Origin of the sequence: Pseudomonas mangrovi (genome assembly GCF_003052585.1) — a bacterium.
GTDB classification, from domain to species: Bacteria; Pseudomonadota; Gammaproteobacteria; order Pseudomonadales; family Pseudomonadaceae; genus Aquipseudomonas; species Aquipseudomonas mangrovi.
This window is the reverse complement of sequence record NZ_QASN01000020.1, coordinates 130,536-156,180: the sequence shown is the minus strand read 5'-3', so window position 1 is coordinate 156,180 and position 25,645 is coordinate 130,536. Positions and strand designations below refer to the sequence as shown.

Genomic DNA, 25,645 nt, shown 5'->3' with positions numbered 1-25,645 from the left:
CCGTCCCCTGCTATCAAGATGCCGCGCCGGCCGGTCGCGGCGCTATCATCAGCGCCTCCGTTGCCGAACCACAGCGCATGCACCCTCTTCATTTTTCGATACTACGCCTGTCGCTGCCCGCTCTGGTGCTGCTGGCCGGCGCCCTGCTCGGCGACCTGCAAGCCCACGCCCTGCTCGCCGGCGCTGCCTACACTGGCTGGGTCTTGTGCGGCCCAAGAAAGGCGGCGCCGCGTCTATGGTGGTGGCTCTCTCTGCTGGCCAGCCTGGTACTGATCGCCCAGCTGTTGCCCGGCTTTACCCCTCGAGTGCTGTGGCCTGCGCTACAACTGAGCAGCGATGCGCCACCTTATCGCTTGCGGCTGGCCTGGGAGAGCCTGCTGGTCGCCAGCACGCTGCTAGCCATCTGGGACAACGACAGCCGACAGACACGGCGTTGGCCGGCTCTGGTGGCTTGCGCCCTCTCGACCCTGCTCAGCGTACCGCTACTGGCCCTGGCACTGGATGTGGTGGATTGGCAGCCGAAATGGCCAGCCTTCCTGCCGCTGTGGCTGGTCCTGAACCTGTGTGTTACCTCGCTCAGCGAGGAGCTCATCTTCCGCGGCTGGTTGCAGTCAGCGCTGATCCGCCGCTGGGGTGCAGCGACCGGCATAACCCTCGCCGCACTCCTGTTTGGCGCCGCGCATCTGCCCTTCTCGGGCGGCTTCGCAGTGGTCGCCGCGCTGGCAGGACTGGGTTACGGACTGCTCTTCCATCTGGGTGCAAGGCTGTGGATGGCGGTGCTGCTGCATGGCACGGTCAATCTGCTGCATCTGCTGTTGCTGAGTTACCCGCTGAAACTGGGATGAGTCGCACGGCGTACGGCTCGAAGATACGCGCAAGCTCCCCCGAAGCACGCAGCTGTTGCAGCAGCTGATGCAATTGCGCAGCGGAAATCGTTGCGCCCGGACGAACCAGGGCGTGGTGGCGATAGATCTGGTCGACTCGTCGGGACACCAGCAATTGCTTGGCATGTTGCGGATTCAGGGCACTGAAGCCGGTGAGAAACGAGCGCGTGACCAGGGCGATATCGGCGCGATCCCGGGTGATCATCTGCAGGTTGCTGTCATGCGAATAGGTCAGCAGCGCGTTGTAGTTCGAGGCAAGGTAGTCCTGGTCCGAATTGAAATCGGCGAAGGCATAGTGGTAGCCCTGATACAGCGCCAGACGCTTGCCCCTGAGGTCTTCGAAATACTCCTGACCTCGGCCCGGCGCCCGCGCGGCCACGAACAGCTCTTCGTCCTCGAGGAGCATGTCCACACCTTCGAAGGCGATCTCCTGCCAGCCCCAGGTAGGCGATTCGAAAAGGATGACGTCGAAACGCGCCTGTTCGAAATCTCGATAGCGGCGCGTCGCAGAGGTCGGCACCAGGGTGAAGAAGTACGCGTCCTGCGTCCGATTGAGCGCCGTGAGCAGCGGCGCTACCAGTCCGTCGTCACCCCCCTGCTCCGGCCGCACCACGTAGGGCGGGAAGTGGTAGCCTCCGACGCGCACCTGCGCCGGCTCCGCCACGAGCCAGCTCGGGGCCGCGCAGAACAGCAGGGCACAGCAGATCCTCGCAGCACTCTTCACCGTATTTCTCCAGCACACCGACAGCAGAAAGAACGCCGCTCAGGCAGACGAGCAGGCTGCTCGAGCCGAGAACACCATCCGTTAGCACGCCACCACTACACCTAGCGCAGCACTGACGACTGCTGAGTGAATGGCTGAACTAGCTTGCGCAACTCTGCGGGCTAGAACGGAATTTAGGCGTAGCGGCCGGACCAGGCAAGCACCTCGTTCTCAGGCTGTCGACCACTGCCGACAGTCGCGGCACGGCGGGTACGATTGGCAATAACAGGCTTGCCGGCCCATCCTGCAGTATCCCGCAGGAGACTCCAGCGCATGCCCGTCGAGCCCCACCCCGTCACCTCCGCTTCCCGTCTGAGTCGACAGTTCACCCGGCGCACCTTGCCGGCGATCGTTGCGCTCCTGGTCGTGGCCAGTCTGCTGGCCTTGCTCAGCCTGGTCAAAATTGCTCGTGAGCTGGATGCACAAGCCCTGCAACAGAGCGAATTCTTTGCCGCCAAGGCAATCGAGAATCGCCGTGAAGCGTTGGCGCGGAGCATTGTCGACTACGCATTCTGGGGCGACGCCTACCGGCATCTGGTCGGCGACATCGATCTGGACTGGGCTTACCAGCGGCAGAACCTCGGCAGCACGCTGTACCCCGACTTCGGCTACGAAGCCGTGCTGGTCATCGACGACGCTCAGCGGACGCGTTATGCGGTCGTGGAAGGTGAGCTTGCGCAAACCGACGCCAGGCTCTGGCTGCAGGGCGGCCTGACGCAGTTGCTGGAACAGGCGCAAAGCGCCAGCGAGGACGACCAGGGCGCAGTCGCCCTGCTGCTCGCCGATGGGGAGCCGGCGATGGTCGCCGCAGCGCTGATCAGCCCCGGCGGAGATCCGTCGGTTTCGCTGCGCGAAGAGTCGGCGCTGCTGCTATTCGTCGACCGACTCACACCGGCCAAGCTGCGCGCGCTGGGCGAGAGCTATGCCCTGGACAACCTGCACGTTCCGCCCGAGCCCTTGCGCGGACAGACCAGGCTGCAGCTGCAACTGGCCAATGGCAACCCGCTTGAACTGGCCTGGCGAGCACCCGAGCCGGGTACTCTGCTGCTCCGACAGGTACTGCCGTGGATGGCAGTGGCAGCGGGGGTCCTCGCCCTGCTGTCCTGGGCGGTACTGCGCAACGCGATCCGCAGTACGCGGCAGATGGACGCCAGCTATCGGCAGCTGCAACGTAGCCGCGAAGCCCTCCAGGCCAGCGAGGTGCGCTTCCGCGACATCGCCGAGGCCGCCTCCGACTGGCTCTGGGAAACCGACGAGCAACTGCGCCTGAGCTATCTGTCCGGACGCTTCGAGAGTGTCACCGGATACCCGGCACACAACTGGCTCGGCCGCCCGTTGAGCGAGCTGCTGGCCGGCAGCGAACAGTCCCTGGAAAACTGGATCAAGGCCGCCCGCCCAGGCGAGTTGCGCTGCACCTACCGCGCCAGCGACCAGCATCTGCGCATCTGTCGTCTGGTCTCGCGACCGGTTTCCCGGCGCGCCGGGGGTGCCTGCGGCTATCGCGGTACGGTCAGTGACATCACCGAAGAAGTCGAAGCCCATCGCCGCATACAGCACCTCTCCCAACACGACAGCCTGACCAACCTGCCCAATCGCAGCCAGCTCTGCGCCTTTCTCGACGAGCGCCTGGCGAGCCGGCAGCCGCTCGCGGTGCTGAGCCTGGACCTGGACAGATTCAAACCGGTCAACGATACGCTCGGCCACGCGGCCGGCGACCTGGTACTGCGCGAGGTGGCCCAACGCCTGTGCGCGCGCACCCGCGACGAGGACCTGGTGGCGCGCCTGGGTGGCGACGAGTTCATCCTGATCCTCTGCGGCCTGACCGCCCAGGAGGGTCTCGAGCGTTTCTGCGCACGCCTGCTCGAAGAGCTGGCCGAACCCTATTACTACCTGGAGCAGGAGATTTTCGTTGCTGCCAGCATCGGCATCGCGCTGGCTCCACAGGATTCGCAAGACACCCAGGAGCTGCTGCGCTTTTCCGATATCGCCCTCTACCAGGCCAAGGCCGACGGCCGCGCCACCTGGCGCTTCTATGCCGCCGAGATGAACCGACGCCTGCTGCAGCGCCGCCAGCTCGAGCTCGATCTGCGCCAGGCGCTGGCGGAGAACCAGCTACGCCTGCACTACCAGCCGCGTTACCGCATCGAGGCCCGGCAGCTGCTCGGCGCCGAAGCGCTGGTGCGCTGGCAGCACCCGACCCGCGGCCTGCTGCTGCCGGAGCATTTCATTGCACTGGCCGAGGAAACCGGGCTGATCCAGCCGCTGGGGCAGTGGGTGCTGCGCGAGGCCTGCCTGGAAGCCCGGCACTGGCCGGACGATCTGGTCGTCTCGGTCAACGTCTCGCCGGTGCAGTTCAGTCGCGGCAACCTGCTGCAGGATGTTCGCGACTGCCTGGCCGAGTCGGGCCTGCCGGCGGCACGGCTGGAACTGGAGCTGACCGAACGGGTGATGCTGGAGGACGCCGATGGCGCCTGGACCACCCTCAACGAACTGAAGGCGCTCGGCCTGCGCCTGACCATGGACGACTTCGGCACCGGCTACTCGTCACTCAGTTATCTGCGCCGCTATCCGTTCGACGGGATCAAGATCGATCGCAGCTTCATCGACAAGATGACGCAGTCCAGCGGCGATCGTTCGATCATCCAGGCGATTGTCGGACTGGCCCAGGCGCTCGGCCTGAGCGTCACCGCCGAAGGCGTGGAGGACGACCAGCAACTGGCCATGCTCGAGCTGGACCACTGCGCCGAAGCGCAGGGTTTCCTGCTGGCACGGCCGCAGCCTGCAGAAGCGCTGCGCGAACTGATGGAAGGCTCATCCAGCCTCAGCTGACCTTGGCAGTACCACGGCGGAAAAGGCGCTTGCCCAGCAACACCAGCGCCAGCACAGCCGCCCCCACCAGTACGCCGAACAGGCCGTTGCAGATAGCCTTGAATCCGGGCAGCGCAACCGGCAGGGCGTGCGCCAGCTGTTCGATGAACGCCGCTACCGGCGGCAGGCCGTGGACGATGATGTCGCCACCGACCAGGAACATTGCCGCGGTACCCAGCACCGACAGCGCCTTCATCAGCCAGGGTGCCAGGCGCAGCACCGCGCGGCCCAGCATGCGCCACAGTGCGCCTAGCCCAGCGCCTTGCCGCCCGGCCAGATACAGGCCGGCATCATCGAGCTTGACGATCAACGCGACGAAGCCGTAGACCCCCACCGTCATCAGCAGCGCCAGACCGGAGAGCACCAGGACCTGGCGCACGAACTCCGCCTCCGCGACTATGCCCAGAATGATGGCGATGATCTCGGCGGAAAGGATGAAGTCGGTGCGGATGGCGCCCTTGATCTTGCTCTTCTCGAACGCCACCAGATCCACCGTGGGATCGGCCACCGCATCCAGCAGCTCGGCCTTTTCCTGTTCCGCCGAATGCATGAAGCGATGCGCCAGCTTCTCGAAGCCCTCGAAGCAGAGAAAGGCACCCCCGGCCATCAGCAGCGGCACGATCGCCCAGGGGATGAAGGCGCTGATCAGCAACGCCGCCGGCACCAGGATCGCCTTGTTCAGCAACGAGCCCTTGGCCACCGCCCAGACCACCGGCAGCTCGCGGTCGGCCTTGACGCCGGCGACCTGCTGCGCGTTCAGCGCCAGGTCGTCGCCGAGCACGCCGGCGGTCTTCTTCGCCGCGAGTTTGCTCATTACCGCTACATCGTCGAGAACGGTGGCGATATCGTCGAGAAGCGCGAGAAGACTGCTGCCGGCCATGCTGCATTCCTTGAAGGGTGCGGGAAAGTGCAGGCACCCTACTGAGCCATTGCCGTACTTTCAATGCTCACATCCGGCTACTTTTCGCCCGTGTGATCGCCAGCACCCAGCGGAGCCCCCATGCACGAGCCGAATCACCCGTCGCGACAGCTCGATCCGATTCGCTGGCAGCAGCTCTGGCTGCGGCTTGGCGGCAGCGCACCGGAAAACAGCTTCGCCGAACTGCAGGCCGCCTATCGGCAGCCCTCCCGTCACTATCACGGCGAGCAGCACATCCTCGCCTGCCTGGCTCACCTTGACCGCTACCGCGCCCTGGCAGCCCAGCCGGATCTGCTCGAGCTGGCGCTCTGGCTGCACGACCTGGTCTACGACAGCCGCCGTCAGGATAACGAGGCCGCCAGCGCCGCACAGGCCCGTCTCTGGCTCGAACAGGCGGGTCTTGAAGCGCTGGCGGCGAAGATCGAGGCACTGATTCTCGCCACCTGCCACCAGGCTCCGGCGACCAGCCCCGACGAGGCGCTGCTGGTGGACATCGACCTGGCCATCCTCGCCAGCGCGCCGGCGGTCTACGCGCGTTACGAGGCAGATGTCCGCGCCGAATACGCCTGGGTCCCCGAGCCGCTGTTTCGCGCCGGGCGCGCGCGCCTGCTGCGCGAGTTCCTGGCGATGCCCCGGCTATATCAGCGCGATGAGCTGGCGGCCGGCTGGGAAAAGCCGGCGCGCGAAAACCTGGCCGCGGCACTGAGCCGGCTTGAAGACTGATTCGGGCGAACCCCTCAGGCGTGCCAGGGTCAGACCAGAGTCTGTAACCCGCGTCGAAGGAAAGCCGCCGAGGATGATCCTGCTCAAGCTGCTGCATTTCGCCACACTGATCTGCTGGTGCGGCAGCCTGCTCTACCTGCCCGCGCTGATTGCCTCCAGCGTCCGGCCGAGCGCGCCACTGGCCGGACACCGCCTCAACCGCACCCTCTTTACCCTGGTCGCCACACCTGCCGCGCTGCTGGCGATCGGTTCCGGCAGCGCACTCTTTCTACAGGACCAGCGCTTCGGCAACTGGCTGGTGGCCAAGCTGACGCTGGTCGCCGTGCTGGTTTGTGCACATGCCTTCTGCGGCGTGCTGCTGCTACGCGCCGAGCGCCAACCCGGCAGCCGCGCACTGGCCTTGCCCAGCGCACTACTCGGCGGCCTGCTGACCCTGCTGGTGGCCGCCATTCTCTGGCTGGTCCTGGCCAAGCCCTTCTGAGCGAACCGCGATGAGACGATCAGGATTCCACCTCGACCCCCACGGCATGCTCATACACCAGTCGTCCGCCGAGGAAGGCTGCCAGGCCGATCAGTGCCGCGGTCAGCAGCGACAGGTAGAAGCACACCAGGGCGCGATCCTCGTCGCCGGCGCTGTAGCGCAATACCCAGTTCAGCGACGCCAGCGACAGCATCATCACGGCGATGATCGCGTGACACCAGGCAGTGACCTTCTCGCGGATCTGCTGCACCGACAGCAAGTCGACCAACCCGGCAATACTGGCCAGCCAGCCGCCGGCCGCGCCGGTGCCGCACAGCCAGAGCGCCGCACGTTGCCAGAACGGGTCCTCGAGCAGCAGCCAGGCGGCATCGGCCGCGACCAGGCCGATCAGCGCCGCCACCGGGAAGTGGATCATCATCGGATGCAGCGGGTGCCCGGCAATCGCTGCGCGGCTGATGATGGAACGACGCTCTTCTATGGCCATGGGGTTCTCCGGGGAGGATTCTCGTGAACGGCGCCCGCGGATGCCGGCGCCTGCCTACATTGACCGCAGCGGCGCTGACGGTTCCCCTGCTCGGTGGCTGCAGCGGGCCGCTGTCGATTCTCGACCCGGCCGGGCCCATGGCCCAGGGTGTCGCCTGGCTGTGGTGGCTGATGGCGATCTTCTTCAGCCTCGTGCTGCTGGCGGTCGGCGCACTGTGGATTCACGCGCTGCGCCGGACCCCGCGCGAAGTGACGGTGGTCGAGGCCCGACGTATCGAGAAGTGCTGGCTGATCGGCGGCGGGCTGATTCTGCCCGGGGTAAGCATCCTCGCCCTGCTGCTGCTCGGGACCCCGGTCGGCCAGCGCATGCTGCCGCTGCCGGTGGAGGGGGAACAGCCGCTGCGAATCGACATCACCGCGCACCAGTGGTGGTGGGAGGTACGTTATCCGGACAGCGGCGTGGTCACCGCCAACCAGCTGCACATTCCGGCCGGCCGGCCGGTGGATCTGCACCTGGGCAGCGCCGACGTCATCCATTCGTTCTGGGTGCCTCGTCTGGGCGGCAAGCTGGACATGATTCCCGGCCGTACCAACGTGCTGCGCCTGCAGGCGGACCAGCCCGGCACCTACCGTGGCCAGTGCGCCGAATTCTGCGGCACCCAGCACACCCATATGCAGATCGTGGTGATCGCCCACGCCGAGGCCGACTACCAGGCCTGGGTCGAGGAGCGCGCCAAACGCCGCGTGACACCCCTGGCCGGCGCGGCCGGTGAGATCTTCGCCACGCACTGCGGCACCTGCCATCGCGTCGCCGGGGTCAGCGACGGCGCGCGCGCGCCCGACCTGAGCGATATCGGCAGCCGCCCGACGCTGGGCGCTGGCGTGCTGCGCAACGAACCGGGAGCCATCGCCCGCTGGCTGCATGAACACCGTCGACTCAAACAGGGCAACGGCATGCCTGCCCACGACGATATCGACGACAACCAACTGGACGCCATCGCCGAGTGGCTGGAGACCCTCGCCCCATGACCGAACGTCAAGCCGGAGCGACGCCCGACAATCCGCAGGAAGACCAGTTCGACGCGGTCTGGGGCAACCCGCGCGGCTGGCGCGCGCTGACCATCGTCAACCACACCACCATCGGCCTGCGCTTCATGATCACCGGGCTGGTGTTCTTCCTCATCGGCGGCCTGCTGGCGATGCTGATCCGCACCCAGCTGGCGCTGCCCGGCCAGGAGGTGGTGGGGCCGGACCTGTACAACCAGGCCTTCACCATGCACGGCACGCTGATGATGTTCCTCTTCGCCGTGCCGATGATGGAGGGCCTGGCGGTCTACCTGATTCCGAAGATGATCGGCGCGCGCGACCTGGTGTTCCCGCGTCTCTCGTCGCTGGGCTACTGGTGCTACCTGTTCGGCGGCATCATCCTCTGCTCCAGCCTGTTCCTGGACCTGGCGCCCAAGGCCGGCTGGTTCATGTACACGCCGCTTTCGAGTGCCGCACACACCCCTGGCGCCCACTCCGACTTCTGGCTGCTGGGCATCACCTTCGTGGAAATCTCCGCGGTCTCCGCCGGCGTCGAGCTGGTGGTGTCGATCCTGCGTTCGCGCGCGCCGGGCATGGCGCTCAACCGCATGCCGATCTACGGCTGGTACATCCTGGTGATGGCGATGATGATCGTGGTCGGCTTCCCGCCGCTGATCCTCGGCAGCATCCTGCTGGAGCTGGAGCGTGCCGCCGGCATGCCGTTCTTCGATCCATCCCGCGGCGGTGACCCGGTCCTCTGGCAGCACCTGTTCTGGCTGTTCGGCCACCCCGAGGTGTACATCATCTTCCTGCCCGCCGCCGGCATCGTCTCGACTCTTCTGCCGGTGTTCTGCGGCCGCCCGCTGGTGGGTTACCGCTGGGTGGTGCTGGGCGTGATCAGCACCGGCTTCATCAGCTTCGGCCTGTGGGTCCACCACATGTTCACCGTGGGCATCCCGCAACTGGCCCAGGCGTTCTTCTCCGCCGCGAGCATGCTGGTGGCCATACCCACCGCGGTGCAGGTGTTTTCCTGGCTGGCCACGCTCTGGCTCGGCAAGCCGCGCTACAGCCTGCCGATGCTCTGGCTGGTGGGTTTCCTGCTGGTGTTCGTCTGTGGCGGCCTGACCGGGGTAATGCTGGCGCTGGTGCCGTTCGACTGGCAGGTGCACGACACCCACTTCGTGGTCGCGCACATGCACTACGTGCTGGTGGGCGGGATGTTCTTCCCGCTGATGGCCGGGCTCTATTACTGGATGCCGCACTTCTCCGGCCGCATGCCCTCTGAGCGTCTCGGCCGCTGGGGCTTCTGGCTGTTCTTCGCCGGCTTCAACATCACCTTCCTGATCATGCACTGGACCGGCCTGCTCGGCATGCCGCGGCGCATCTACACCTACGAGACCGGGCTGGGCTGGGATTTGCCCAACCTGATTTCCTCGGTCGGCAGCTTCATCATGGCCATCGGCGTCGCCACGCTACTGCTGGACTTCGTCCTGCACTTTCGCTTCGGCCGCCGCGCAGCGCAGAACCCCTGGCAGGCCGATACCCTGGAATGGGCCACCAGCCTGCCGCCCAGCCCGTACAACTTCGCCAGCCTGCCGCGGATCGAGGATCGTCACCCGCTCTGGACCCGACCTGACCTGCCGCAAAGCATCGCCCGCGGCGAGCACAGCCTGGCCACCGCCGACCATGGCCGGCGCGAGACCTGGGGCACCGATGCACTCACCGGCCGCCCCAGCGAGATCATCCACCTGCCCGGCAACAGCCTGCTGCCCTTCATCGCCGCGCTGTGCATCGGCGTGGTCTGCATCAGTCTGCTGGCCAAGGGTTACTGGATCGCGCTGATCGCCACTGTCGCCTCGATCGGCGTGCTGCTGCGCTGGTCCTGGGAAAACGGCGCCCATCCGGCCGCGGCGCCAGACGCCAGGACCCAGCCGGGCGATCTGCCCCTGCACTCGCGCACCTGCGACGGCCCCGGCCGTTGGGGCATGGGCGTGACGCTACTGGCGAACGGCTCTTTGTACCTGTCGATGCTGTTCGGCTGGTTCTACCTGTGGACGGTCGCGCCTGGCGGCATGACCGGCGAGGCGCGCCTGCAACACTGGCCGCTGCTACTCGGCATCGGCCTGCTGAGCGCCGCGGTGCTCTGGTTGCGGCGCTGCCTGAAACGCCTGCGTGCCGGCGACGATGCGCAACTGGCCGGGAACCTTACGGCCGTCACCGGGCTCGGCCTGGCGCAATCGGCACTGCTGCTGTGGGCACTGCTCGACGCCGGCCTGGCGCCGCGTGCCTCGGCGCATGACGCCCTGCTGATGTTCGCGGTGATCTACCTGCTGGTGCACTGCGTCCTCGGCTGCGCGCTGCTGGCACTGCAGAGCTGGCGGGTACGTCTGGGCCTGGTCAACGCCGAATGTCCCTACGAGCCGTTCGTGGTAGCGCCACTCTGGCAGTACAACCTCGGCGTACTGGCCAGCGGATATGTGGCACTGCTGCTGTTCCCGCTCAGCTGGAGCGCAAGCTGATGCGCGCGCTGCTGTCTCCCTGTCATCCGCTGCAGCTGGTACTCGGGCTGCTGCTCTGGAGCCTGTGGTTCGTGCTGATCTACGGCGGCCTGTCGGTGCTCTGCGCCTTTGCCGCGCCGCCCGCCACCCAGGGCCAGTGGACTCTCGCCAACCTGCTGCTCGGCGCCTCGGCGCTGCCGCTGTTCGCCTTCAGCGGCTGGCTGGCGCTGCGTGGCTGGCGCGCCGCGAGCAATATCGAACAGTCGTCGGCGCGGCGCTTTGTCGCCCTCACCGGGGCAGGCATCCATGTGATCGGCATGCTCGCCACGCTGTTCGTCGCCCTCCCGCTGCTGATACTGCCGCCATGCGTCTGACCTGCCTCGCTCTACTGCTGGCCTGCTCCATGCCGGCAGCCGCCCACGGCCTGTTCGATGGTCACCTCGGCGAGCGCCTGCCACTGCTGCTGGCTGCGCTGCTGCTGGGCCTGTTCTGGCTGCTCTACGAGCTCGGCGCGCGCCGGGTCAGGCCCCGGCCGCTGGAGCGCATCGGCCTGCACGCGGCAATGCTGATCGCGGTGTTCGCAAGCTTCGGCCCATTGGACGATTGGGCCGAGACCAGCAGCAGCTGGCACATGACCCAGCACATGCTGTTCATGCTGGTAATCGCCCCGCTGTGGGCATTGGCACGACCCTTCCCGCAATGGCGCGCGGTGCTCGGCGATCTGCTGCGGCCACTCTGGCAACCGTTGTTGCGCAGTGCGCGCTACCCGGTGGCGCTGGCTATGCTGCATGGCAGCCTGATCTGGATATGGCACACTCCGCGCCTTTATCTGCTCGCCCTCGACAACCTCTGGTGGCATCTGATCGAGCACGCCTGCTTCCTGCTCAGTGGCTGGCTATTCTGGTGGTCAGTGCTGCGCGCAAGTCCCGCGCGCACGCCGCAGGCGCTGATGGTCCTGCTGCTGACGCTGATGCACACCGGCCTGCTCGGTGCGCTGCTGACCTTCGGCAGCAGGTCCTTCTATGGCGCCGAACGCAGCCTGGCAGACCAGCAGCTGGCAGGGCTGATCATGTGGGTGCCCGGCGGCCTGGTTTATCTGGCCGCCGCCGCCTGGCTCGGCTGGCGCTGGATGTCCAGGCACTGGCGCAGGGCGGCAAGGCAGCAGATATCTCGATGAATGCGCGGGGCTGCCTGTTCCCGCCGAGGTAGCCCCGAGAAGGAGAAGAGAGATGTCGGAAGAAATGCAACCCACGCCCGGCGCGCGTCTTGCGGCCTGGATCGGCCTGGCCGTCGGCCCCCTGCTGCTGCTTGCCTGCCTGCTCACCGACCCGCCGGGCGAGCTGTCCCGCGCCGCCTGGAGCACCGTTGGCCTGGCGCTGCTGATGGCCGCCTGGTGGTCCACCGAGGCGATCCCGATCCCGGCCACCGCGCTGCTGCCGATCCTGCTGATTCCGGTACTGGGCATCGATACCCTGGCCAAGGCCACCGCGCCCTACGCCAACCCGACCATCTTCCTGTTCCTCGGCGGCTTCGTCCTCGGCCTGGCGATGCAGCGCTGGAACCTGCACCGACGCATCGCCCTGGTCACCCTGGCCGCGATGGGCAGCAGCCCGGCTCGCCAGATAGCCGGCTTCATGCTGGCCACTGCCTTCATCAGCATGTGGGTGAGCAACACCGCCACCAGCATCATGATGCTGCCGATCGGCCTGTCGGTGATCGGCCTGCTGGCCGGCGATGGCGAGGAAGGCGAGCGCGAACGCTTCGCCACCGCACTGCTGCTGGGCATCGCCTACGCGGCCAGCGTCGGCGGCATCGCCACCCTGATCGGCACCCCGCCCAACGCCCTGCTCGCAGGCTTCCTGAGCAAGCAGTACGACGTGCATATCGGCTTTGGCCAGTGGATGCTGCTGGGGCTACCGGTCGCACTGGGCATGCTGGTGTTCATCTGGTGGTGGCTGACCCGCGGTGGCTTCAACCTGCACGCCGGCGACAGCCATGCCCTGCTCGAGCGCGAGAAGGAAGCGCTTGGGCCGATGTCCCGTGAGGAAAAGCTGGTGGCGCTGGTATTCGTTTGCGCCGCCGCGGCCTGGATCTTCCAGCCGCTGCTGAGCAAGCTGATCGATGGGGTCAACGACACCAGCATTGCCATCGCCGCTGCGCTGATCCTGTTCCTGATCCCGGTGAACCTGCGCGAGCGCACTTTCCTGATGGACTGGAGCTGGGCCGGCAAGCTGCCCTGGGGCGTGCTGCTGCTGTTCGGCGCCGGCCTGTCGCTGGCGGCGGCGATCGACGGTTCCGGTCTTGCGCAGTGGATCGCCGCCAGCCTCAAAGGGCTGGATACGTTGCCGCTGATCCTGATGATCGGCCTGGTCGCCCTGCTGATCACCTTCCTCACCGAGGTCACCTCCAACACCGCCACCGCCGCCGCCTTCCTGCCACTGCTCGGCGCGCTGGCGGTGGCCCAGGGCCTGCCGCCCGAGATGCTGGCGATCCCCGCCGCGATTGCCGCCAGCTGCGCCTTCATGATGCCGGTGGCGACGCCGCCGAACGCCATCGTCTTCGGCACCGGGATGATGCATATCCAGTCGATGATCCGCGCCGGTTTCGTGATCAACCTGTTCGGCGTGGTCTGGGTCACCGGCCTGTGTTACCTGCTGATCGGCTGGATCTGGTCGCATTGAGGAACCGTTCGTCGCAAGCCGCCGACAACCGCGAACGGCCAACGGCCAACGGCGCAATGTTCTCTGGCTATTGCGCCCTGCGACAGACACCGACGTTCCAGCGCCTAGGGCGGATTAGCCGCCACGCGGCGTAATCCGCCGGGGAGCGGTACCGGTACCCAGAAGACACCGTCGCGCACCAGGCCCTGGCGCAATGCCCTGCGGTTATTGCGCCCCACGCGGGGCGCGTTCCGGCTACGGAGTGCGCGTCAGCCCGGTGTTGCAAGACCTGCCGCGGCCATGAACTGACGCAGCAGCCAGGCCAGCAGCCCGAGGCTGGCCACGCTGGCCAGCCAGATCCCCACCAGCCAGCCGATCCGGCGCACCCAGGAAACCGCTGGTGTCCCTTCCTCACGCTTGTCTGCGGCCATCAGTGATAGGCCTCGCCCGGGCGCACCTTGCCGCGGAACACGTAGTAGCTCCAGGCGGTGTAGACCAGGATCAGCGGGATGATGAACAGCGCACCGACCAGGGTGAAACCCTGGCTCTGCGGCGGCGCGGCGGCATCCCAGATGCTCACGCTCGGCGGGATGATGTTCGGCCACAGGCTGATGCCAAGACCGCTGTAGCCAAGGAACACCAGTACGAGGGTGAGGATGAACGGGCTGTAATGCGCATAGCGTTGAATCGAGCGCATCAGTGCGAAGGCACACAGCAGCACCAGGATCGGCACCGGCATGAACCAGAACAGGTTGGGCAGGCTGAACCAGCGCTCGGCGATCGCCGGATGCGTCAGCGGCGTCCAGATACTGACGATGCCGATCACCGCCAGCACCACCCACACCAGCGGTATACCGATATCGTGCATGCGCTTTTGCAACTCGCCCTCGGTTTTCATGATCAGCCAGGTGCAGCCGAGCAGCGCATAGGCGACGATCAGGCCAAGGCCGCAGAACAGCGAGAAAGGCGTCAGCCAATCGAAGGGGCCGCCGGCAAACTCGCGCCCTTGCACCGGAAAGCCGTGGATGAAGGCCCCCAGTGCCACGCCCTGGGTGAAGGTGGCCAGCAGCGAGCCACCGATGAAGGCCTTGTCCCAGATATGCCGGCGCGTCTTGCTCGCCTTGAAGCGAAACTCGAAGGCCACGCCGCGAAACACCAGCCCGATCAGCATCAGGATGATCGGCAGGTACAGCGCCGAGAGCACCACCGAATAGGCCAGCGGGAAGGCGGCGAACAACCCTGCCCCACCGAGCACCAGCCAGGTCTCGTTACCGTCCCAGACCGGGGCCACCGTGTTCATCATCAGGTCACGGCTGCCCGCGTCGCGCACGAACGGGAAGAGGATACCGATGCCCAGGTCGAAGCCGTCCATCACCACGTACATCATGATGCCGAAGATGATGATGACGGCCCAGATCAGCGAAAGATCGATACCCATGTCAGTTCCTCTCTCCCAGATGATCACCACCTTCGTGTTCCAGGTGCTCGTCGGCTGCCGAGATCGGCCGCGCCGGCGTGCGTTGCTGCCCCGGCCCGCCGCTGCCGGTCTCGGCGCCTTCGCCCAGTTGCGGGCCCTTGCGCACCAGGCGCAGCACGTAGCCGATGCCGACGCCAAAGACCGCGAAGTAGACCAGCACGAACAGAGCCAGGGTCACCCCCAGCTGGGTCGCGCTGTGCGAAGAGACCGCATCGGCAGTGCGCATCAGGCCGTACACCACCCAGGGCTGGCGACCGATCTCGGTGGTGTACCAGCCGGCCAGGATGGCGATGATCCCGGACGGCCCCATCCACAGCACCAGATGCAGGAACGGCCGTGACTGGTAGAGCCGGCCGCGCCAGCGCAGCCAGGACGCGATGACCCCGGTGAGGATCATCAGCAGCCCCAGCGCGACCATGAGGCGGAAGGTCCAGAACACCACCGTGGCGTTGGGCCGGTCCTCGGGCGCGAACTCCTTCAGCGCCGGCACCTGCTTGTCCAGGCTGTGGGTCAGGATCAGGCTGCCGAGCGCCGGGATCTCGAGCTTGAAGCGGGTCTCCTCGCGTTCCATGTCTGGCCAGCCGAAGAGAATCAGCGGCGTCGGCTCACCGGGTCGATTTTCCCAGTGCCCTTCCATCGCAGCGATCTTCGCCGGCTGATACTCAAGGGTGTTGAGCCCATGCAGATCGCCGATGAAGGCCTGCACCGGGGCGACCAGCAGCGCCATCCACATGGCCATCGAGAGCATCTTGCGCAGCGCCGGATTGTCCCGTCCGCGCAGCAGGTGCCAGGCCGCCGAAGCACCGACGAAGAAGGCGGTGGCGAGGAACGCGGCAACCGCCATGTGCGCCAGGCGGTAAGGGAAGGACGGGTTGAAGATCACCGCCAGCCAGTCCATCGGCACCACCCGGCCATCGATGATCTCGTGGCCCTGAGGCGTGTGCATCCAGCTGTTGGAGGCGAGGATCCAGAAGGTCGAGATCAGCGTGCCGATCGCCACCATCAGCGTCGAGAAGAAGTGCAGCCCCGGCCCGACACGGTTCCAGCCGAACAGCATGACGCCGAGAAAGCCCGCTTCGAGGAAGAATGCGGTGAGCACCTCATAGGCCAGCAAGGGCCCGGTGACCGCCCCGGCGAAATCGGAGAAGGCACTCCAGTTGGTGCCGAACTGGTAGGCCATCACCAACCCGGAAACCACCCCCATACCGAAGTTGACCGCGAAGATCTTCGCCCAGAAATGGTAGAGATCGCGGTACAGCGTGTTGCCGGTACGCAGCCAGAGACCCTCGAGCACCGCCAGGTAACTGGCCAGGCCGATGGTGATGGCCGGGAACACGATGTGAAAGGAAATGGTGAAGGCAAACTGGATACGCGCGAGGTCTAGAGCCTCCAATCCGAACATGTCCCGCTCCTCGTCAAAAATGGATCAGCACAGGACGCCGGGCCCCGAGCAGAGCATCCGACCCTGGAGAGACCTCCAGCGTTCGATGCCCGTAGCGCACGGGTACGGCCTGATTGATTGATCTGGGTCAATGCAATGCGTCGAGCTTATGGGCAGCGCACGGAAAATTAACTGTGGTTCGATGCCGCGCGGCCGCTTGTCGCAGCGCAGTCAGCCGCTGATTCGCAGTCTGCAGTCTGGGCAAGGTTCGTAGGTTGGGCAGAGCAAAGCGAAGCCCAACGGGCGGGCCATCAGCGCGCCCAACAACCCGTTCCAGGATGTTCAGCCGAGCCTGGCCTGCGCGGCGGGCTCACCCGCCTCTCGCTCCAGCAGCGCCTTTTTGCGCGCCGCCCCCCAGCGATAAGCGGACCGACCACCATCGCCGCGCACCGCGCGATGACAGGGAATCGCCACCGCCAGCAGGTTGGCCGCGCAGGCGTTGGCCACCGCCCGCACGCTGCCCGGTTTGCCGACCCGCTCGGCGAGCTGGGCATAAGTCAGCAAGGCGCCCGGCGGAATCTGCTGCAACGCGCGCCATACGCGCTGCTGGAACACCGTGCCACGCACGTCCAGCGGCAGGTCGAGAACCTCGGCCGGCGCCTCGAGAAACGCCAGCACCCGCGCCAGGACCTGCTCGGCGGCAGCTCCCTGCGCCGGCTGCGCAGCGGCAAAGCTCGCCAGCAACTCCTCGCGCAGGACTGCCGGATCGTCCCCCAGCAGAATCGCGCAGACGCCGTACTCGCTGCGCGCCACCAGCACCTCACCCAGCGAGCACTGCCCGCACAGATAGCCAACCGCCACGTCGCGGCGACGGGCCGGGATTCGCGCGAACCATTCCGAGCCTGCCGGCAGCTCGGGCAAGGGAGTCGCCTGCGCAAGTGGCAAGTCATCGCCCCGCTCGACGTTGGCGCCGGCGCCATGCGCCAGCGCATAGGCGCGCGGCGTCATCCCGGTGTGGTTCTTGAACAGCTGATGAAAGTAGAAACGGCTCAGACCCACCTCGCGCGCCAGTGTCTCCAACGTCAGCGGCACCTTGGCCGCTTCGATCAGGCGACAGGCGGCGACGATGCGCTCGGCCTGCCGCGCCTGATGCGCCGGCTGCTCCGGTCGACAGCGCCGGCAGGGCCGAAAGCCGGCCAGCTCCGCGTCCTTGCAGCTGGTGTGAAAGCGCACGTTCTCCGGACGCGGGCGGCGCGAGCTGCAGGAGGGGTTGCAGTAGATGCCGGTAGTGGCCACGGCGAAGACGAACAGCCCGTCCTGGCTGACATCGCGGGCCATCACGCTGCTCCAGCGCGGGTCCCTCAGCGTGGCGCTGGCGCGCGCTGCAATCTTGGCTGTCTTGTACATACCACTGTGTTCCGAGCATCCACCCAAGGGGCGGCAATCTACCAGCAACGCCGCCCGGCGTCGCCACGCGCACGCCCATCGCAGCAGTATCGCCGGCAGGGAAAATTCGCAGCGCCGACGACGCAGATCAATGCAACCGATCGCCGCGCCGCAATTCCAGCAAAACTTGTCGAGCGTTAAGGTTTAATAGCGCACCTGAGCCGCAGGCTGCCCCCTGCATTGATCATCCGGGAGTTCACACATGGGTCACGCGCCAACCTTCGACCGGGCTCTGGTCGAGAAGTACGACCGTCCGGGTCCGCGCTACACCTCCTACCCGACCGCGCCGCAGTTCCACAGCGCCTTCGCCATGGACGACTACCAGGCTGCTGCCACGCGCAGCAACCAGGGGCCGCTGGCCAAGCCGCTGTCGATCTATATCCATATCCCGTTCTGCAAGAGCCTTTGCTACTACTGCGCCTGCAACAAGATCATCACCCAGAAGACCCACCGCGCCGTCGAATACCTCGACTACCTCAAGCGCGAGATCGCCATGCAGGCGGCGCTGTTCGACACGTCGCGCAAGCTGACCCAGCTGCACCTGGGCGGCGGCACGCCGACCTACCTCACCGGCGAGCAGCTCGGTGAGCTGATGGACCAGCTGCGCCAGCAGTTCAACCTCGACGAGAGCGACAACCACGAGTTCTCCATCGAAGTCGATCCACGCACCATCGATATCGCGCGCATTGCCGAGCTGCGCGCCCAGGGTTTCAACCGCCTGAGTTTCGGCGTGCAGGACTTCGACGAGAAGGTCCAGGCCGCGGTCAATCGCCTGCAGAGCGAGCAGCAGGTCTATGACCTGGTCGCCGCCGCGCGCGCGGCCAAGTTCAAGTCGGTCTCGGTGGATCTGATCTACGGCTTGCCTTTGCAGACGGTGGATAGCTTCGACACCACCCTGAGCAAGATCATCGCGCTGCGCCCGGACCGCATCGCCGCCTACAGCTATGCGCATCTGCCGGAACTGGTACGCGCCCAGCGGCTGATCCTGCGCGAGGACATGCCGCCGCCGGAGCGCAAGCTGGAACTGCTGGAGCTGACCATCGCCCGGCTCACCGCCGCAGGCTACGTCTACATCGGCATGGACCACTTCGCCCTACCCGACGACGAGTTGGTCATCGCCCGCGAGAAAGGCACCCTGCAGCGCAACTTCCAGGGCTACTCGACGCACGCCCAGTGCGACCTGATCGGCCTGGGGGTTTCCTCCATCGGCATGGTCGCCGACAGCTACAGCCAGAACGTCAAGGAGCTGTCGCAGTACTACGCGCGGATCGACCAGGGCCTGCTGCCGGTGCACCGCGGCTACCGCCTGAACGACGATGATCGCCTGCGTCGCGAAGTGATCGTCGACCTGATGTGCCACGGCCGCATCGACTTCGCCAAGATCGAGCGCAATCACGGCATCGTCTTTGTCGAGTACTTCGCCGATGCGCTGGCAAAACTCGCCGAGCCGGTGGCCGACGGTCTGGTGCAGATCAGCGACGACGCGGTGCTGTTGCTGCCTCAAGGTCAGCTGATGATGCGCAACGTCGCCATGGCCTTCGATGCCTACCTGGGCGGCGAGCAGAAAGGCCGCTTCTCGCGGACCGTCTGAGAGCCCTGCCCTGCACGAACCCGTAGGGCGCAAGAACCACAGGGCGTTGCGCCAGAGGCAAGGCCGCTACTGATTGCGCGCAATAACCGGCTTTGCAGGGGTTGCAGACGAACCTCGGGAACCTATGCAGAACTCCCTGGAGCTCTGTAAACGAGCCTGCCGCGGGGCCGGAAAGATGCCCGGCCTGGCGCGCCAAACGAGGCGTTGCCGCCAGACACTCCCTCGCCAGCTTCCAGCGTTTTGCTCAGCGGTGGCGGCCGCGCAGCCCCGGAGGCACGCTGTGCAGCTCGACCGGCTCCCAGGGGCCGTCCGGGCGGCCGGCGCAGTACCAGTCGCCATCCCAGCGGTAGTAGAGCCGTTCGCGGTAATACAGATCGGAACCTTCCACCACATACACGCCCAACTGGTTGTTCCAGTGGGCCGGCGCGCCGGGCGGCGGTGCGTAACGCGGATGGCTGCGCTGGACCGCCGCAGGCGTCCTGGTCGGCGGCGCCTGGATCGGTATCCGCGTGGCCGGCACGCGGGTTTCCGGAGGCTGGACCACCGGAGGCAGCGGTGTCGGCTGCGGCCGAGGCTGCTCGATGCGGCCGGCACAGGCGGCCAGACTCAGGACGCTCGCCAGCAGAAGCAGCCTGGCAGGCAGGTGGCGGACCGCATTCACACTCATCGACTTCTCCTCCGGCCTGCGGCCGCTGTTACGGATTGCCCGTCCTGCCACAGTGGCCCTGGCGCGCGGCAGGAATGGACCTGCGCAAGGCCCCATCCGTTCCGCTGGAGGACGATCAGCGCGTCTCGGGCTGGTCGATCACCAGCTCCTGCAACGAGCGCTCGCTGCTGTCGACCGCGTCGCTGCGACCCTGCCACTCACCCGCCGTGGCATCGCCGCTGCGCGAGATGCGCGCCACCAGAGTGATCTTCGGGTAGGCCGACAGCTTGAGCTGCGGCATCATCGCGTCGGCATCGTTGAGCAGCACTTCGGCCGGCAGCTCCGCGACTGTCAGACGCCGCACCGCCAGCGGCATCGCCGGGCCCGACTCGGCGCGGGCGAAGACGAATACGCTGTCGCCAGGCGCAACCTTGTCCGCCAGCTCCGGCGCCAGGCTGACTCGCACCCGCACGCCCGGCTCGCCAGCCGCCGCCGGCGTAGCCGGGGATTCGGCGGCAAGGTTGCCGCGCTCGCGGGCCGCATCGATACCGCTCTGGATCGCCTCGCGGGTCGGATCGCCGGGCGGCAACGAAGCGGCCAGGCGCTCCCAGTGCCGCACCGCGTCGGCGAAGCGCCCGCTTTCGAACGCCGCGATGCCAAGCAGGCCGAGCGTGGTCACCTCGTCCGGATCACCGGCCAGTGCTTCATCGGCCAGCGTCTGCAGCTCGTCGTTCCATTGTTTGTCATTGGCGAAGAAACGCGCCTGCGCCAGCAGACCGAGCAGTTCCGGTTCGCGCCCGGCCAGCTCGATCGCACGTTCCAGTGCCCGCGCCGAATCGGCCGGCCGCTCCATGCCCATGTAGCCACGGGCGAGGAAGTACCAGCCTTCGGCGGAGTCCGGCTGAGCCTCGACGGTACGCTCCAGGCGCGCCACCATTTCCTCGAGACTGCGCGGCTGGGACTGGAATTCGCGGGCCAGTTGCACCTTGTCGCTCGCCCCCCAGTACAGGTAGAGCCCGTAACCCAGCAGGGGCAACAGCAACGCCAGGGCCATGGGCACCTTGCGGCCCAGCGGTGCGCGAGTTCTGCCAGATGCGTCGCCTTCGGTATCCTCGATCAGCTCGCGCCCGGCTTCGGCACGGCCAGCTTCGAACTGCTCCTCGCTGAGCACGCCAGCGGCGCGCTGCGCCTGCATTTCCGCCAGGCGCTCCTGATACAGGGCGACATTCAGCGCGGTACGGTCTTCCTCGGTCTGCTCGCCACGGCCACGCAGCAGCGGCAACAGCAGGAACGCCAGGGCAACCAGCAGCAGCAGGCCGGCACCGATCCAGAAATCGATCATGGGTCTTTTCTATCCAGCAGAGTGGCGAGGCGCTCGCGCTCCTCGGGGGAAAGCTCGGTGGCAACCGGCGAAGACTCGATCCGCCGACGCCGGCGCACGATCACCAGCAATGCCCCCATGCCGCCCAGCAGCAGCGCCGCCGGACCGAACCAGAGCAGGAAGGTACGCGCATCCAGGGGCGGCTTGTAACGAACGAAGTCGCCATAACGCAGCACCAGGTGCTGGATGATTTCGTCGTTGCTGCGACCCTCTTCCAGCATGCGGTAGATCTCCGCGCGCAGATCCATGGCGATGGGGGCGTTGGAATCGGCGATGTTCTGGTTCTGGCACTTCGGACAGCGCAGCTCCTCGACCAGGGTGCGATAGCGCTGGCGGTCAGCCTCGTTGTCGAACTCATAGGTGTCGATGGCGGCCTGCAGGTTGCCGCTCAGCGCAACGCCCAGTACCAGCGCAGGCAGGAGTCGTCTCATGGCGTCGCCTCATCGAGCAGTTGCTGGTAGATGGGCGCCAGCTTTTCGCGCCAGAGTTTCTCGTCGATCGTTCCGACGTACTTGTGCCGAATGATGCCGTTGGCATCGACGAAGAAGGTCTCGGGCGCGCCGTAGACGCCCAGGTCCAGCCCCAGGGTGCCCTTGGCATCCTCGATGTTCAGCTGGTAGGGATTGTGCAGGTCACTTAGCCATTGCCGTGCCGGCGCACGCTCGTCCTTGTAGTTGACGCCGTGGATGTTCACCCCGGCTTCCGCCAGCTTGTTCAACACCGGATGCTCGAACCGGCAAGACGGACACCAGGTCGCCCAGACGTTGACCAGCGCCGGCTTGCCCTTGAGATCGGCCTCGGTGATGGTGCGCTGCGGATCATCCAGCGCCGGCAGACTGAACGCCGGAAATGGCTTGCCGATCAGCGCCGACGGCAGCTCCGCAGGGTCACGGTAGAGGCCTGCGTAGAGAAACACCGCAACGCCAAGGAAGATCGCCAGCGGCAACAGCAGCAGCAATCGCTTCATGCATTTGCTCCGTTCATGTTCAGGGCATCACGTACCCGCGTCTTGACCTTGACCCGGTAGCGCCGATCGAGTGCTGCGAGGACGCCGCCAAAACCCATCATCAGGCCGCCCAGCCAGATCCAGCGAACGAAGGGTTTGACGTGCACCCGCACCGCCCAGGCGCCGTCCTCCAGCGACTCACCGAGCGCGACATAGAGGTCGCGGGTGAAGCCGGCATCGATCCCGGCTTCGGTCATCACCGTGCCCTGTACCCGATACAGACGCTTCTCCGGGTGCAGCACGGCGATTTCCCGACCCTCGTCGAGAACCCGCACGGTGCCCTTGTCGGAGCTGAAGTTCGGTCCTTCGTAGTGTTCGGCGCCCTCGAAGACGAAGACGTAGCCAGCCAGATCCATCGATTCGCCCGGAGCCAGACGCAGGTCGCGCTCGGCGCTGCCCAGACTGGTGAAGACCACACCCATGGCGCAGACAGCAAATCCGGCGTGGGCCAGCTGCATGGCCCAGTAGCTGCTGTTGAGGCCCAGGATGCCCTTGACCAGGCCCTTGTTGCGGGTCTTGTCGAGCAGATCGCGCACGCCGGCCAGTATCACCCAGGCAGACAGCAGGACCACCGCAGGGACCGCCCAATTGAAGTCGGCGTAGACCACCCCGGCAATCACCGCCAGCACCACGCTGGCGAGCAGTACCGGCGCGAGCATGCCCAGCAGCCACCTGCCGGGCGTGCCCTTCCAGCGCACCAGTACGCCTACGCCGAGCACCGCCATCAGCACGCCCATCAGCGGTACGAACAGCGCGTTGAAATACGGCGGTCCGACAGACAACTTGGCGCCGGTCAGCGCGTCGAGAATCAGCGGATAGAGGGTGCCGAGCAGGATCATCGCGGTCGCCACCACCAACACCAGGTTGTTGCACAGCAGCAGCGTTTCACGGGAAAACAGTGCGAAGCCGACCTTGCTCTTGACTACCGGCGCGCGCACCGCGAACAGCGCCAGCGAACTGCCGACCACCAGTAGCAGGAAGATCAGGATGAACAGGCCACGATCCGGATCGCTGGCAAAGGCATGCACCGAGGTCAGCACCCCCGAGCGAACCAGGAAGGTGCCCAGCAGGCTGAGCGAGAACGCGGCAATCGCCAGCAATACCGTCCAGCTCTTGAACACCCCGCGTTTCTCGGTCACCGCCAGCGAGTGGATCAACGCGGTGCCGACCAGCCAGGGCATGAAGGAGGCGTTCTCCACCGGATCCCAGAACCACCAGCCACCCCAACCGAGCTCGTAGTAGGCCCACCAGGAGCCCAGCGCGATACCAACGCCGAGAAAGGCCCAGGCGATGATGGTCCAGGGCCGCGACCAGCGCGCCCAGGCGGCATCCAGCTTGCCGCCGAGCAGCGCGGCAATGGCGAAGGCGAAGGCGACCGAAAAACCGACATACCCCATGTAGAGCATCGGCGGATGGACGATCAGGCCGAAGTCCTGCAGCAGCGGATTGAGGTCACGACCGTCCGCCGGTGCATTCGGCAGCAGGCGCTCGAAGGGGTTGGAGGTCACGATCAGGAACAGCAGGAAACCGATGCTGATCAATCCCATGATCGCCAGCACCCGCGCCAGCATCACCTCCGGCAACTGTCGCGAGAACACCGACACGGCGAAGGTCCAGCCGCCCAGGATCATCGCCCAGAGCAGCAGCGAGCCTTCGTGGGCACCCCAGACGGCGCTGAACTTGTAGTACCAGGGCAGCGCGCTGTTGGAGTTATGCGCCACGTAGGCGACGGTGAAGTCGTCGACCATGAATGCCCAGGTCAGGCAGCCGAAGGAAAAAGCCAGCAGGAAGAACTGCCCCCAGGCGGCCGGAACTGCCAGGCTCATCCACAGCCGGTCGCCGCGCCAGGCACCGATCAGCGGCACGCTGGACTGCATCAGCGCCATACAGAAGGCCAGTATCAGCGCCAGGTGGCCAAGTTCGGGAATCATTGCTTGCTCCCCTGCTTGCCGTCCTCGTAGTGCTTCATCATGCCGCTCTGCTCCAGCGCCTGAGTCACCTCGGGCGGCATGTAGTTCTCGTCATGTTTGGCCAGCACCTCGTCCGCCAGCAGCACGCCTTCGCCATCCAGCTTGCCCAGCGCAACAATTCCCTGCCCTTCGCGGAACAGGTCCGGAAGAATGCCCTGGAAGCGAATCGTCACCTCGGCGGCACCGTCGGTGACGACGAAGTCGACCAGCAGCGAATCCGTCGAGCGCTTGACCGAACCTTCCTTGACCAGCCCGCCCGCCCGAATGCGCGCGTCCTGCGGCGCCTCGCCGGCGGCGATCTGGGTCGGGGTGTAGAACAGATTGATGTTCTGCTGCAGCGCGGTGAGCGCCAGGGCGACAGCGATCCCGGTGCCGGCCAGGATGGCCAGGACAATCATCAGGCGTTTCTTGCGGACCGGATTCACTTCACTTCCTCCCGGCGCAAACGACGCGCCTCATCTTTCAGGTAACGCCGCCGCGCCAGGATCGGCAGGACAACATTCAACGCGAGTACCGCCAGCGTGATGCCATAGGCCGACCAGACATAGGCGCCGTGTTTGCCCATGGCGACGAACTCGGCGAAGGATTCGAAATACATCAGCGATTACCCCCGCTCAGGCGCGCCACTTCAGCTTTGACCCAGCTGGCCCGCGACTCGCGACGCAACACTTCCAGGCGCATGCGCATCAACAGCACCGTGGCGAAGAAACAGTAGAATCCCAGCACCGAAATCAGCAGCGGCAGCCACATGTCTGCGCTCATGCTGGCCTTGCCGGTGACGGTGAAGGTGGCGGGCTGGTGCAATGTGTTCCAGAACTCCACCGAGTACTTGATGATCGGGATGTTCACCGCGCCAACCAGCGCCAGCACGGCACAGGCCTTGGCGGCGCTGTCGCGATTGCTGATCGCGTTGCCCAGCGCAATGACGCCGAAGTAGAGAAACAGCAGGATCAGCATCGAGGTCAGCCGCGCATCCCAGATCCAGTAGGTGCCCCAGGTCGGCTTGCCCCAGATCGCGCCCGACACCAGCGAGACGAAGCACAGCCAGGCGCCGATGGGCGCTGCCTGCTGCAGGGCGACGTCAGCCAGTTTCATCTTCCACACCAGGCTGACGACCCCGGCAATCGCCATCAGCAGGTAGCAGCTTTGCGCCAGGAAGGCTGCCGGCACGTGGATGTAGATGATCCGGTAGCTGTCCAGCTGGTATTTTTCCGGCGGCGCGAACGCCAGACCCCAGGCCAGGCCGACCGCCAGCAGCAGAATGGCTGCCACGCCAAGCCAGGGCAGCCAGCGGCCGCTCATCTCGTAGAACCACTTGGGCGAACCCCACTTGTGGAACCAGGTCCAGTTCATAGGCCCAGGTCTCCGCTGCAGCGCCACAACCGGCCGAGATGCACGCGGCACTCGCCTACAGACTTCATCGTGTTCTCGCTACTCATGAG

Annotated in this window: 25 protein-coding genes; 10 read left to right on the top strand and 15 right to left on the bottom strand. The window is 66.1% G+C overall.

Going from position 1 to position 25,645, the window contains the following annotated elements:
* The first annotated feature begins 77 nt into the window (after positions 1 to 77).
* Positions 78 to 845, top strand: a complete 768-nt coding sequence (locus tag DBO85_RS13390; protein ID WP_108107778.1) for a CPBP family intramembrane glutamic endopeptidase — start codon at positions 78 to 80, stop codon at positions 843 to 845.
* On the opposite strand, the gene DBO85_RS13385 is transcribed toward DBO85_RS13390, so the two are convergent.
* The gene (locus tag DBO85_RS13385) at positions 796 to 1,608 is read right to left on the bottom strand and encodes a transporter substrate-binding domain-containing protein (protein WP_233356608.1); all 813 of its coding nucleotides are present in this window, start codon (positions 1,606 to 1,608) and stop codon (positions 796 to 798) included. The genes DBO85_RS13390 and DBO85_RS13385 overlap by 50 nt on opposite strands.
* Positions 1,609 to 1,920: 312 nt before the next feature.
* Here DBO85_RS13385 and DBO85_RS13380 point away from each other — a divergent pair, with 312 nt between their 5' ends.
* Complete coding sequence (locus DBO85_RS13380; protein WP_108107777.1) at positions 1,921 to 4,476, top strand: bifunctional diguanylate cyclase/phosphodiesterase; 2,556 nt, start codon at positions 1,921 to 1,923, stop codon at positions 4,474 to 4,476.
* Here the strand turns inward: DBO85_RS13380 and DBO85_RS13375 are convergent.
* The gene (locus tag DBO85_RS13375) at positions 4,469 to 5,395 is read right to left on the bottom strand and encodes a DUF808 domain-containing protein (protein WP_108107776.1); all 927 of its coding nucleotides are present in this window, start codon (positions 5,393 to 5,395) and stop codon (positions 4,469 to 4,471) included. The genes DBO85_RS13380 and DBO85_RS13375 overlap by 8 nt on opposite strands.
* Positions 5,396 to 5,515: 120 nt before the next feature.
* On the opposite strand from DBO85_RS13375, the gene DBO85_RS13370 reads away from it, so the two are divergent.
* On the top strand, positions 5,516 to 6,157 hold the full coding sequence (locus DBO85_RS13370; RefSeq protein ID WP_108107775.1) for an HD domain-containing protein: 642 nt from the start codon (positions 5,516 to 5,518) through the stop codon (positions 6,155 to 6,157).
* 73 nt (positions 6,158 to 6,230) lie between these two features.
* A complete protein-coding gene (locus DBO85_RS13365) occupies positions 6,231 to 6,638 on the top strand; it encodes a CopD family protein (protein WP_108107774.1) in 408 nt (135 codons plus the stop codon).
* Positions 6,639 to 6,657: 19 nt separating this feature from the next.
* Here DBO85_RS13365 and DBO85_RS13360 read toward each other — a convergent pair whose 3' ends face one another.
* Complete coding sequence (locus DBO85_RS13360; protein ID WP_108107773.1) at positions 6,658 to 7,122, bottom strand: DUF2231 domain-containing protein; 465 nt, start codon at positions 7,120 to 7,122, stop codon at positions 6,658 to 6,660.
* 137 nt (positions 7,123 to 7,259) lie between these two features.
* Between DBO85_RS13360 and coxB the strand changes: the two genes are divergently transcribed.
* From coxB to DBO85_RS13335, 5 genes are read left to right on the top strand one after another with little or no spacing between them, the layout of a single operon-like run.
* Positions 7,260 to 8,150, top strand: a complete 891-nt coding sequence (gene coxB, locus DBO85_RS13355) for a cytochrome c oxidase subunit II (RefSeq protein WP_108108328.1) — start codon at positions 7,260 to 7,262, stop codon at positions 8,148 to 8,150.
* On the top strand, positions 8,147 to 10,666 hold the full coding sequence (gene ctaD, locus DBO85_RS13350) for a cytochrome c oxidase subunit I (protein WP_108107772.1): 2,520 nt from the start codon (positions 8,147 to 8,149) through the stop codon (positions 10,664 to 10,666). The genes coxB and ctaD overlap by 4 nt, the downstream gene beginning before the upstream one ends.
* Entirely contained in the window at positions 10,666 to 11,019 is a 354-nt protein-coding gene (locus DBO85_RS13345; protein ID WP_108107771.1) for a hypothetical protein, read from the top strand. Before ctaD ends, DBO85_RS13345 begins: the two co-directional genes overlap by 1 nt.
* Entirely contained in the window at positions 11,010 to 11,822 is an 813-nt protein-coding gene (locus DBO85_RS13340; RefSeq protein ID WP_108107770.1) for a cytochrome c oxidase assembly protein, read from the top strand. The genes DBO85_RS13345 and DBO85_RS13340 overlap by 10 nt, the downstream gene beginning before the upstream one ends.
* 52 nt (positions 11,823 to 11,874) lie before the next feature.
* Positions 11,875 to 13,326 (top strand): SLC13 family permease, encoded by a 1,452-nt coding sequence (locus DBO85_RS13335; RefSeq protein ID WP_108107769.1) that lies wholly within the window; start codon positions 11,875 to 11,877, stop codon positions 13,324 to 13,326.
* Positions 13,327 to 13,574: 248 nt separating this feature from the next.
* Here DBO85_RS13335 and DBO85_RS13330 read toward each other — a convergent pair whose 3' ends face one another.
* From DBO85_RS13330 to DBO85_RS13315, 4 genes are all read right to left on the bottom strand, one after another.
* The gene (locus DBO85_RS13330; RefSeq protein ID WP_108107768.1) at positions 13,575 to 13,736 is read right to left on the bottom strand and encodes a DUF2474 domain-containing protein; all 162 of its coding nucleotides are present in this window, start codon (positions 13,734 to 13,736) and stop codon (positions 13,575 to 13,577) included.
* Positions 13,736 to 14,743, bottom strand: a complete 1,008-nt coding sequence (gene cydB / locus DBO85_RS13325) for a cytochrome d ubiquinol oxidase subunit II (RefSeq protein WP_108107767.1) — start codon at positions 14,741 to 14,743, stop codon at positions 13,736 to 13,738. Before cydB ends, DBO85_RS13330 begins: the two co-directional genes overlap by 1 nt.
* A gap of 1 nt (position 14,744) precedes the next feature.
* Positions 14,745 to 16,184 (bottom strand): cytochrome ubiquinol oxidase subunit I, encoded by a 1,440-nt coding sequence (locus tag DBO85_RS13320; RefSeq protein ID WP_108107766.1) that lies wholly within the window; start codon positions 16,182 to 16,184, stop codon positions 14,745 to 14,747.
* 321 nt (positions 16,185 to 16,505) lie between these two features.
* Positions 16,506 to 17,570, bottom strand: coding sequence for a methylated-DNA--[protein]-cysteine S-methyltransferase (locus DBO85_RS13315; protein WP_108107765.1), 1,065 nt, complete (start codon positions 17,568 to 17,570; stop codon positions 16,506 to 16,508).
* A 241-nt stretch (positions 17,571 to 17,811) separates the two neighbouring features.
* Here DBO85_RS13315 and hemN point away from each other — a divergent pair, with 241 nt between their 5' ends.
* Positions 17,812 to 19,200 (top strand): oxygen-independent coproporphyrinogen III oxidase, encoded by a 1,389-nt coding sequence (hemN, locus tag DBO85_RS13310; RefSeq protein WP_108107764.1) that lies wholly within the window; start codon positions 17,812 to 17,814, stop codon positions 19,198 to 19,200.
* 244 nt (positions 19,201 to 19,444) lie between these two features.
* On the opposite strand, the gene DBO85_RS13305 is transcribed toward hemN, so the two are convergent.
* From DBO85_RS13305 to DBO85_RS13270, 8 genes are all read right to left on the bottom strand, one after another.
* Positions 19,445 to 19,867 carry a hypothetical protein gene (locus tag DBO85_RS13305; RefSeq protein WP_108107763.1) on the bottom strand — a complete coding sequence of 141 codons (423 nt, stop codon included), beginning with the start codon at positions 19,865 to 19,867 and terminating at the stop codon, positions 19,445 to 19,447.
* A 115-nt stretch (positions 19,868 to 19,982) separates the two neighbouring features.
* Positions 19,983 to 21,188: a c-type cytochrome biogenesis protein CcmI gene (gene ccmI, locus DBO85_RS13300; RefSeq protein ID WP_108107762.1), complete on the bottom strand. Its 1,206-nt coding sequence runs from the start codon at positions 21,186 to 21,188 to the stop codon at positions 19,983 to 19,985.
* Positions 21,185 to 21,658, bottom strand: coding sequence for a cytochrome c-type biogenesis protein (locus DBO85_RS13295; protein WP_108107761.1), 474 nt, complete (start codon positions 21,656 to 21,658; stop codon positions 21,185 to 21,187). Before DBO85_RS13295 ends, ccmI begins: the two co-directional genes overlap by 4 nt.
* Positions 21,655 to 22,194 carry a DsbE family thiol:disulfide interchange protein gene (locus tag DBO85_RS13290; RefSeq protein WP_108107760.1) on the bottom strand — a complete coding sequence of 180 codons (540 nt, stop codon included), beginning with the start codon at positions 22,192 to 22,194 and terminating at the stop codon, positions 21,655 to 21,657. Before DBO85_RS13290 ends, DBO85_RS13295 begins: the two co-directional genes overlap by 4 nt.
* Positions 22,191 to 24,164, bottom strand: coding sequence for a heme lyase CcmF/NrfE family subunit (locus tag DBO85_RS13285; RefSeq protein ID WP_108107759.1), 1,974 nt, complete (start codon positions 24,162 to 24,164; stop codon positions 22,191 to 22,193). Before DBO85_RS13285 ends, DBO85_RS13290 begins: the two co-directional genes overlap by 4 nt.
* Positions 24,161 to 24,628: a cytochrome c maturation protein CcmE gene (ccmE, locus tag DBO85_RS13280; RefSeq protein WP_108107758.1), complete on the bottom strand. Its 468-nt coding sequence runs from the start codon at positions 24,626 to 24,628 to the stop codon at positions 24,161 to 24,163. The genes DBO85_RS13285 and ccmE overlap by 4 nt, the downstream gene beginning before the upstream one ends.
* Positions 24,625 to 24,801 (bottom strand): heme exporter protein CcmD, encoded by a 177-nt coding sequence (gene ccmD / locus DBO85_RS13275; protein WP_108107757.1) that lies wholly within the window; start codon positions 24,799 to 24,801, stop codon positions 24,625 to 24,627. Before ccmD ends, ccmE begins: the two co-directional genes overlap by 4 nt.
* On the bottom strand, positions 24,801 to 25,556 hold the full coding sequence (locus tag DBO85_RS13270; protein ID WP_108107756.1) for a heme ABC transporter permease: 756 nt from the start codon (positions 25,554 to 25,556) through the stop codon (positions 24,801 to 24,803). The genes ccmD and DBO85_RS13270 overlap by 1 nt, the downstream gene beginning before the upstream one ends.
* Positions 25,557 to 25,645: the final 89 nt, after the last annotated feature.

Excerpts from the sequence above, each read along its gene's own strand:
- DBO85_RS13390 (WP_108107778.1), top strand. The coding sequence starts at position 78 with ATGCACCCTCTTCATTTTTCGATACTACGCCTGTCGCTGCCCGCTCTG.
- DBO85_RS13380 (WP_108107777.1), top strand. The coding sequence starts at position 1,921 with ATGCCCGTCGAGCCCCACCCCGTCACCTCCGCTTCCCGTCTGAGTCGA.
- DBO85_RS13375 (WP_108107776.1), bottom strand. The coding sequence starts at position 5,395 with ATGGCCGGCAGCAGTCTTCTCGCGCTTCTCGACGATATCGCCACCGTT.
- DBO85_RS13370 (WP_108107775.1), top strand. The coding sequence starts at position 5,516 with ATGCACGAGCCGAATCACCCGTCGCGACAGCTCGATCCGATTCGCTGG.
- DBO85_RS13365 (WP_108107774.1), top strand. The coding sequence starts at position 6,231 with ATGATCCTGCTCAAGCTGCTGCATTTCGCCACACTGATCTGCTGGTGC.
- DBO85_RS13360 (WP_108107773.1), bottom strand. The coding sequence starts at position 7,122 with ATGGCCATAGAAGAGCGTCGTTCCATCATCAGCCGCGCAGCGATTGCC.
- coxB (WP_108108328.1), top strand. The coding sequence starts at position 7,260 with ATGGCCCAGGGTGTCGCCTGGCTGTGGTGGCTGATGGCGATCTTCTTC.
- ctaD (WP_108107772.1), top strand. The coding sequence starts at position 8,147 with ATGACCGAACGTCAAGCCGGAGCGACGCCCGACAATCCGCAGGAAGAC.
- DBO85_RS13345 (WP_108107771.1), top strand. The coding sequence starts at position 10,666 with ATGCGCGCGCTGCTGTCTCCCTGTCATCCGCTGCAGCTGGTACTCGGG.
- DBO85_RS13340 (WP_108107770.1), top strand. The coding sequence starts at position 11,010 with ATGCGTCTGACCTGCCTCGCTCTACTGCTGGCCTGCTCCATGCCGGCA.
- DBO85_RS13335 (WP_108107769.1), top strand. The coding sequence starts at position 11,875 with ATGTCGGAAGAAATGCAACCCACGCCCGGCGCGCGTCTTGCGGCCTGG.
- DBO85_RS13330 (WP_108107768.1), bottom strand. The coding sequence starts at position 13,736 with ATGGCCGCAGACAAGCGTGAGGAAGGGACACCAGCGGTTTCCTGGGTG.
- cydB (WP_108107767.1), bottom strand. The coding sequence starts at position 14,743 with ATGGGTATCGATCTTTCGCTGATCTGGGCCGTCATCATCATCTTCGGC.
- DBO85_RS13320 (WP_108107766.1), bottom strand. The coding sequence starts at position 16,184 with ATGTTCGGATTGGAGGCTCTAGACCTCGCGCGTATCCAGTTTGCCTTC.
- DBO85_RS13315 (WP_108107765.1), bottom strand. The coding sequence starts at position 17,570 with ATGTACAAGACAGCCAAGATTGCAGCGCGCGCCAGCGCCACGCTGAGG.
- hemN (WP_108107764.1), top strand. The coding sequence starts at position 17,812 with ATGGGTCACGCGCCAACCTTCGACCGGGCTCTGGTCGAGAAGTACGAC.
- DBO85_RS13305 (WP_108107763.1), bottom strand. The coding sequence starts at position 19,867 with ATGAGTGTGAATGCGGTCCGCCACCTGCCTGCCAGGCTGCTTCTGCTG.
- ccmI (WP_108107762.1), bottom strand. The coding sequence starts at position 21,188 with ATGATCGATTTCTGGATCGGTGCCGGCCTGCTGCTGCTGGTTGCCCTG.
- DBO85_RS13295 (WP_108107761.1), bottom strand. The coding sequence starts at position 21,658 with ATGAGACGACTCCTGCCTGCGCTGGTACTGGGCGTTGCGCTGAGCGGC.
- DBO85_RS13290 (WP_108107760.1), bottom strand. The coding sequence starts at position 22,194 with ATGAAGCGATTGCTGCTGCTGTTGCCGCTGGCGATCTTCCTTGGCGTT.
- DBO85_RS13285 (WP_108107759.1), bottom strand. The coding sequence starts at position 24,164 with ATGATTCCCGAACTTGGCCACCTGGCGCTGATACTGGCCTTCTGTATG.
- ccmD (WP_108107757.1), bottom strand. The coding sequence starts at position 24,801 with ATGTATTTCGAATCCTTCGCCGAGTTCGTCGCCATGGGCAAACACGGC.
- DBO85_RS13270 (WP_108107756.1), bottom strand. The coding sequence starts at position 25,556 with ATGAACTGGACCTGGTTCCACAAGTGGGGTTCGCCCAAGTGGTTCTAC.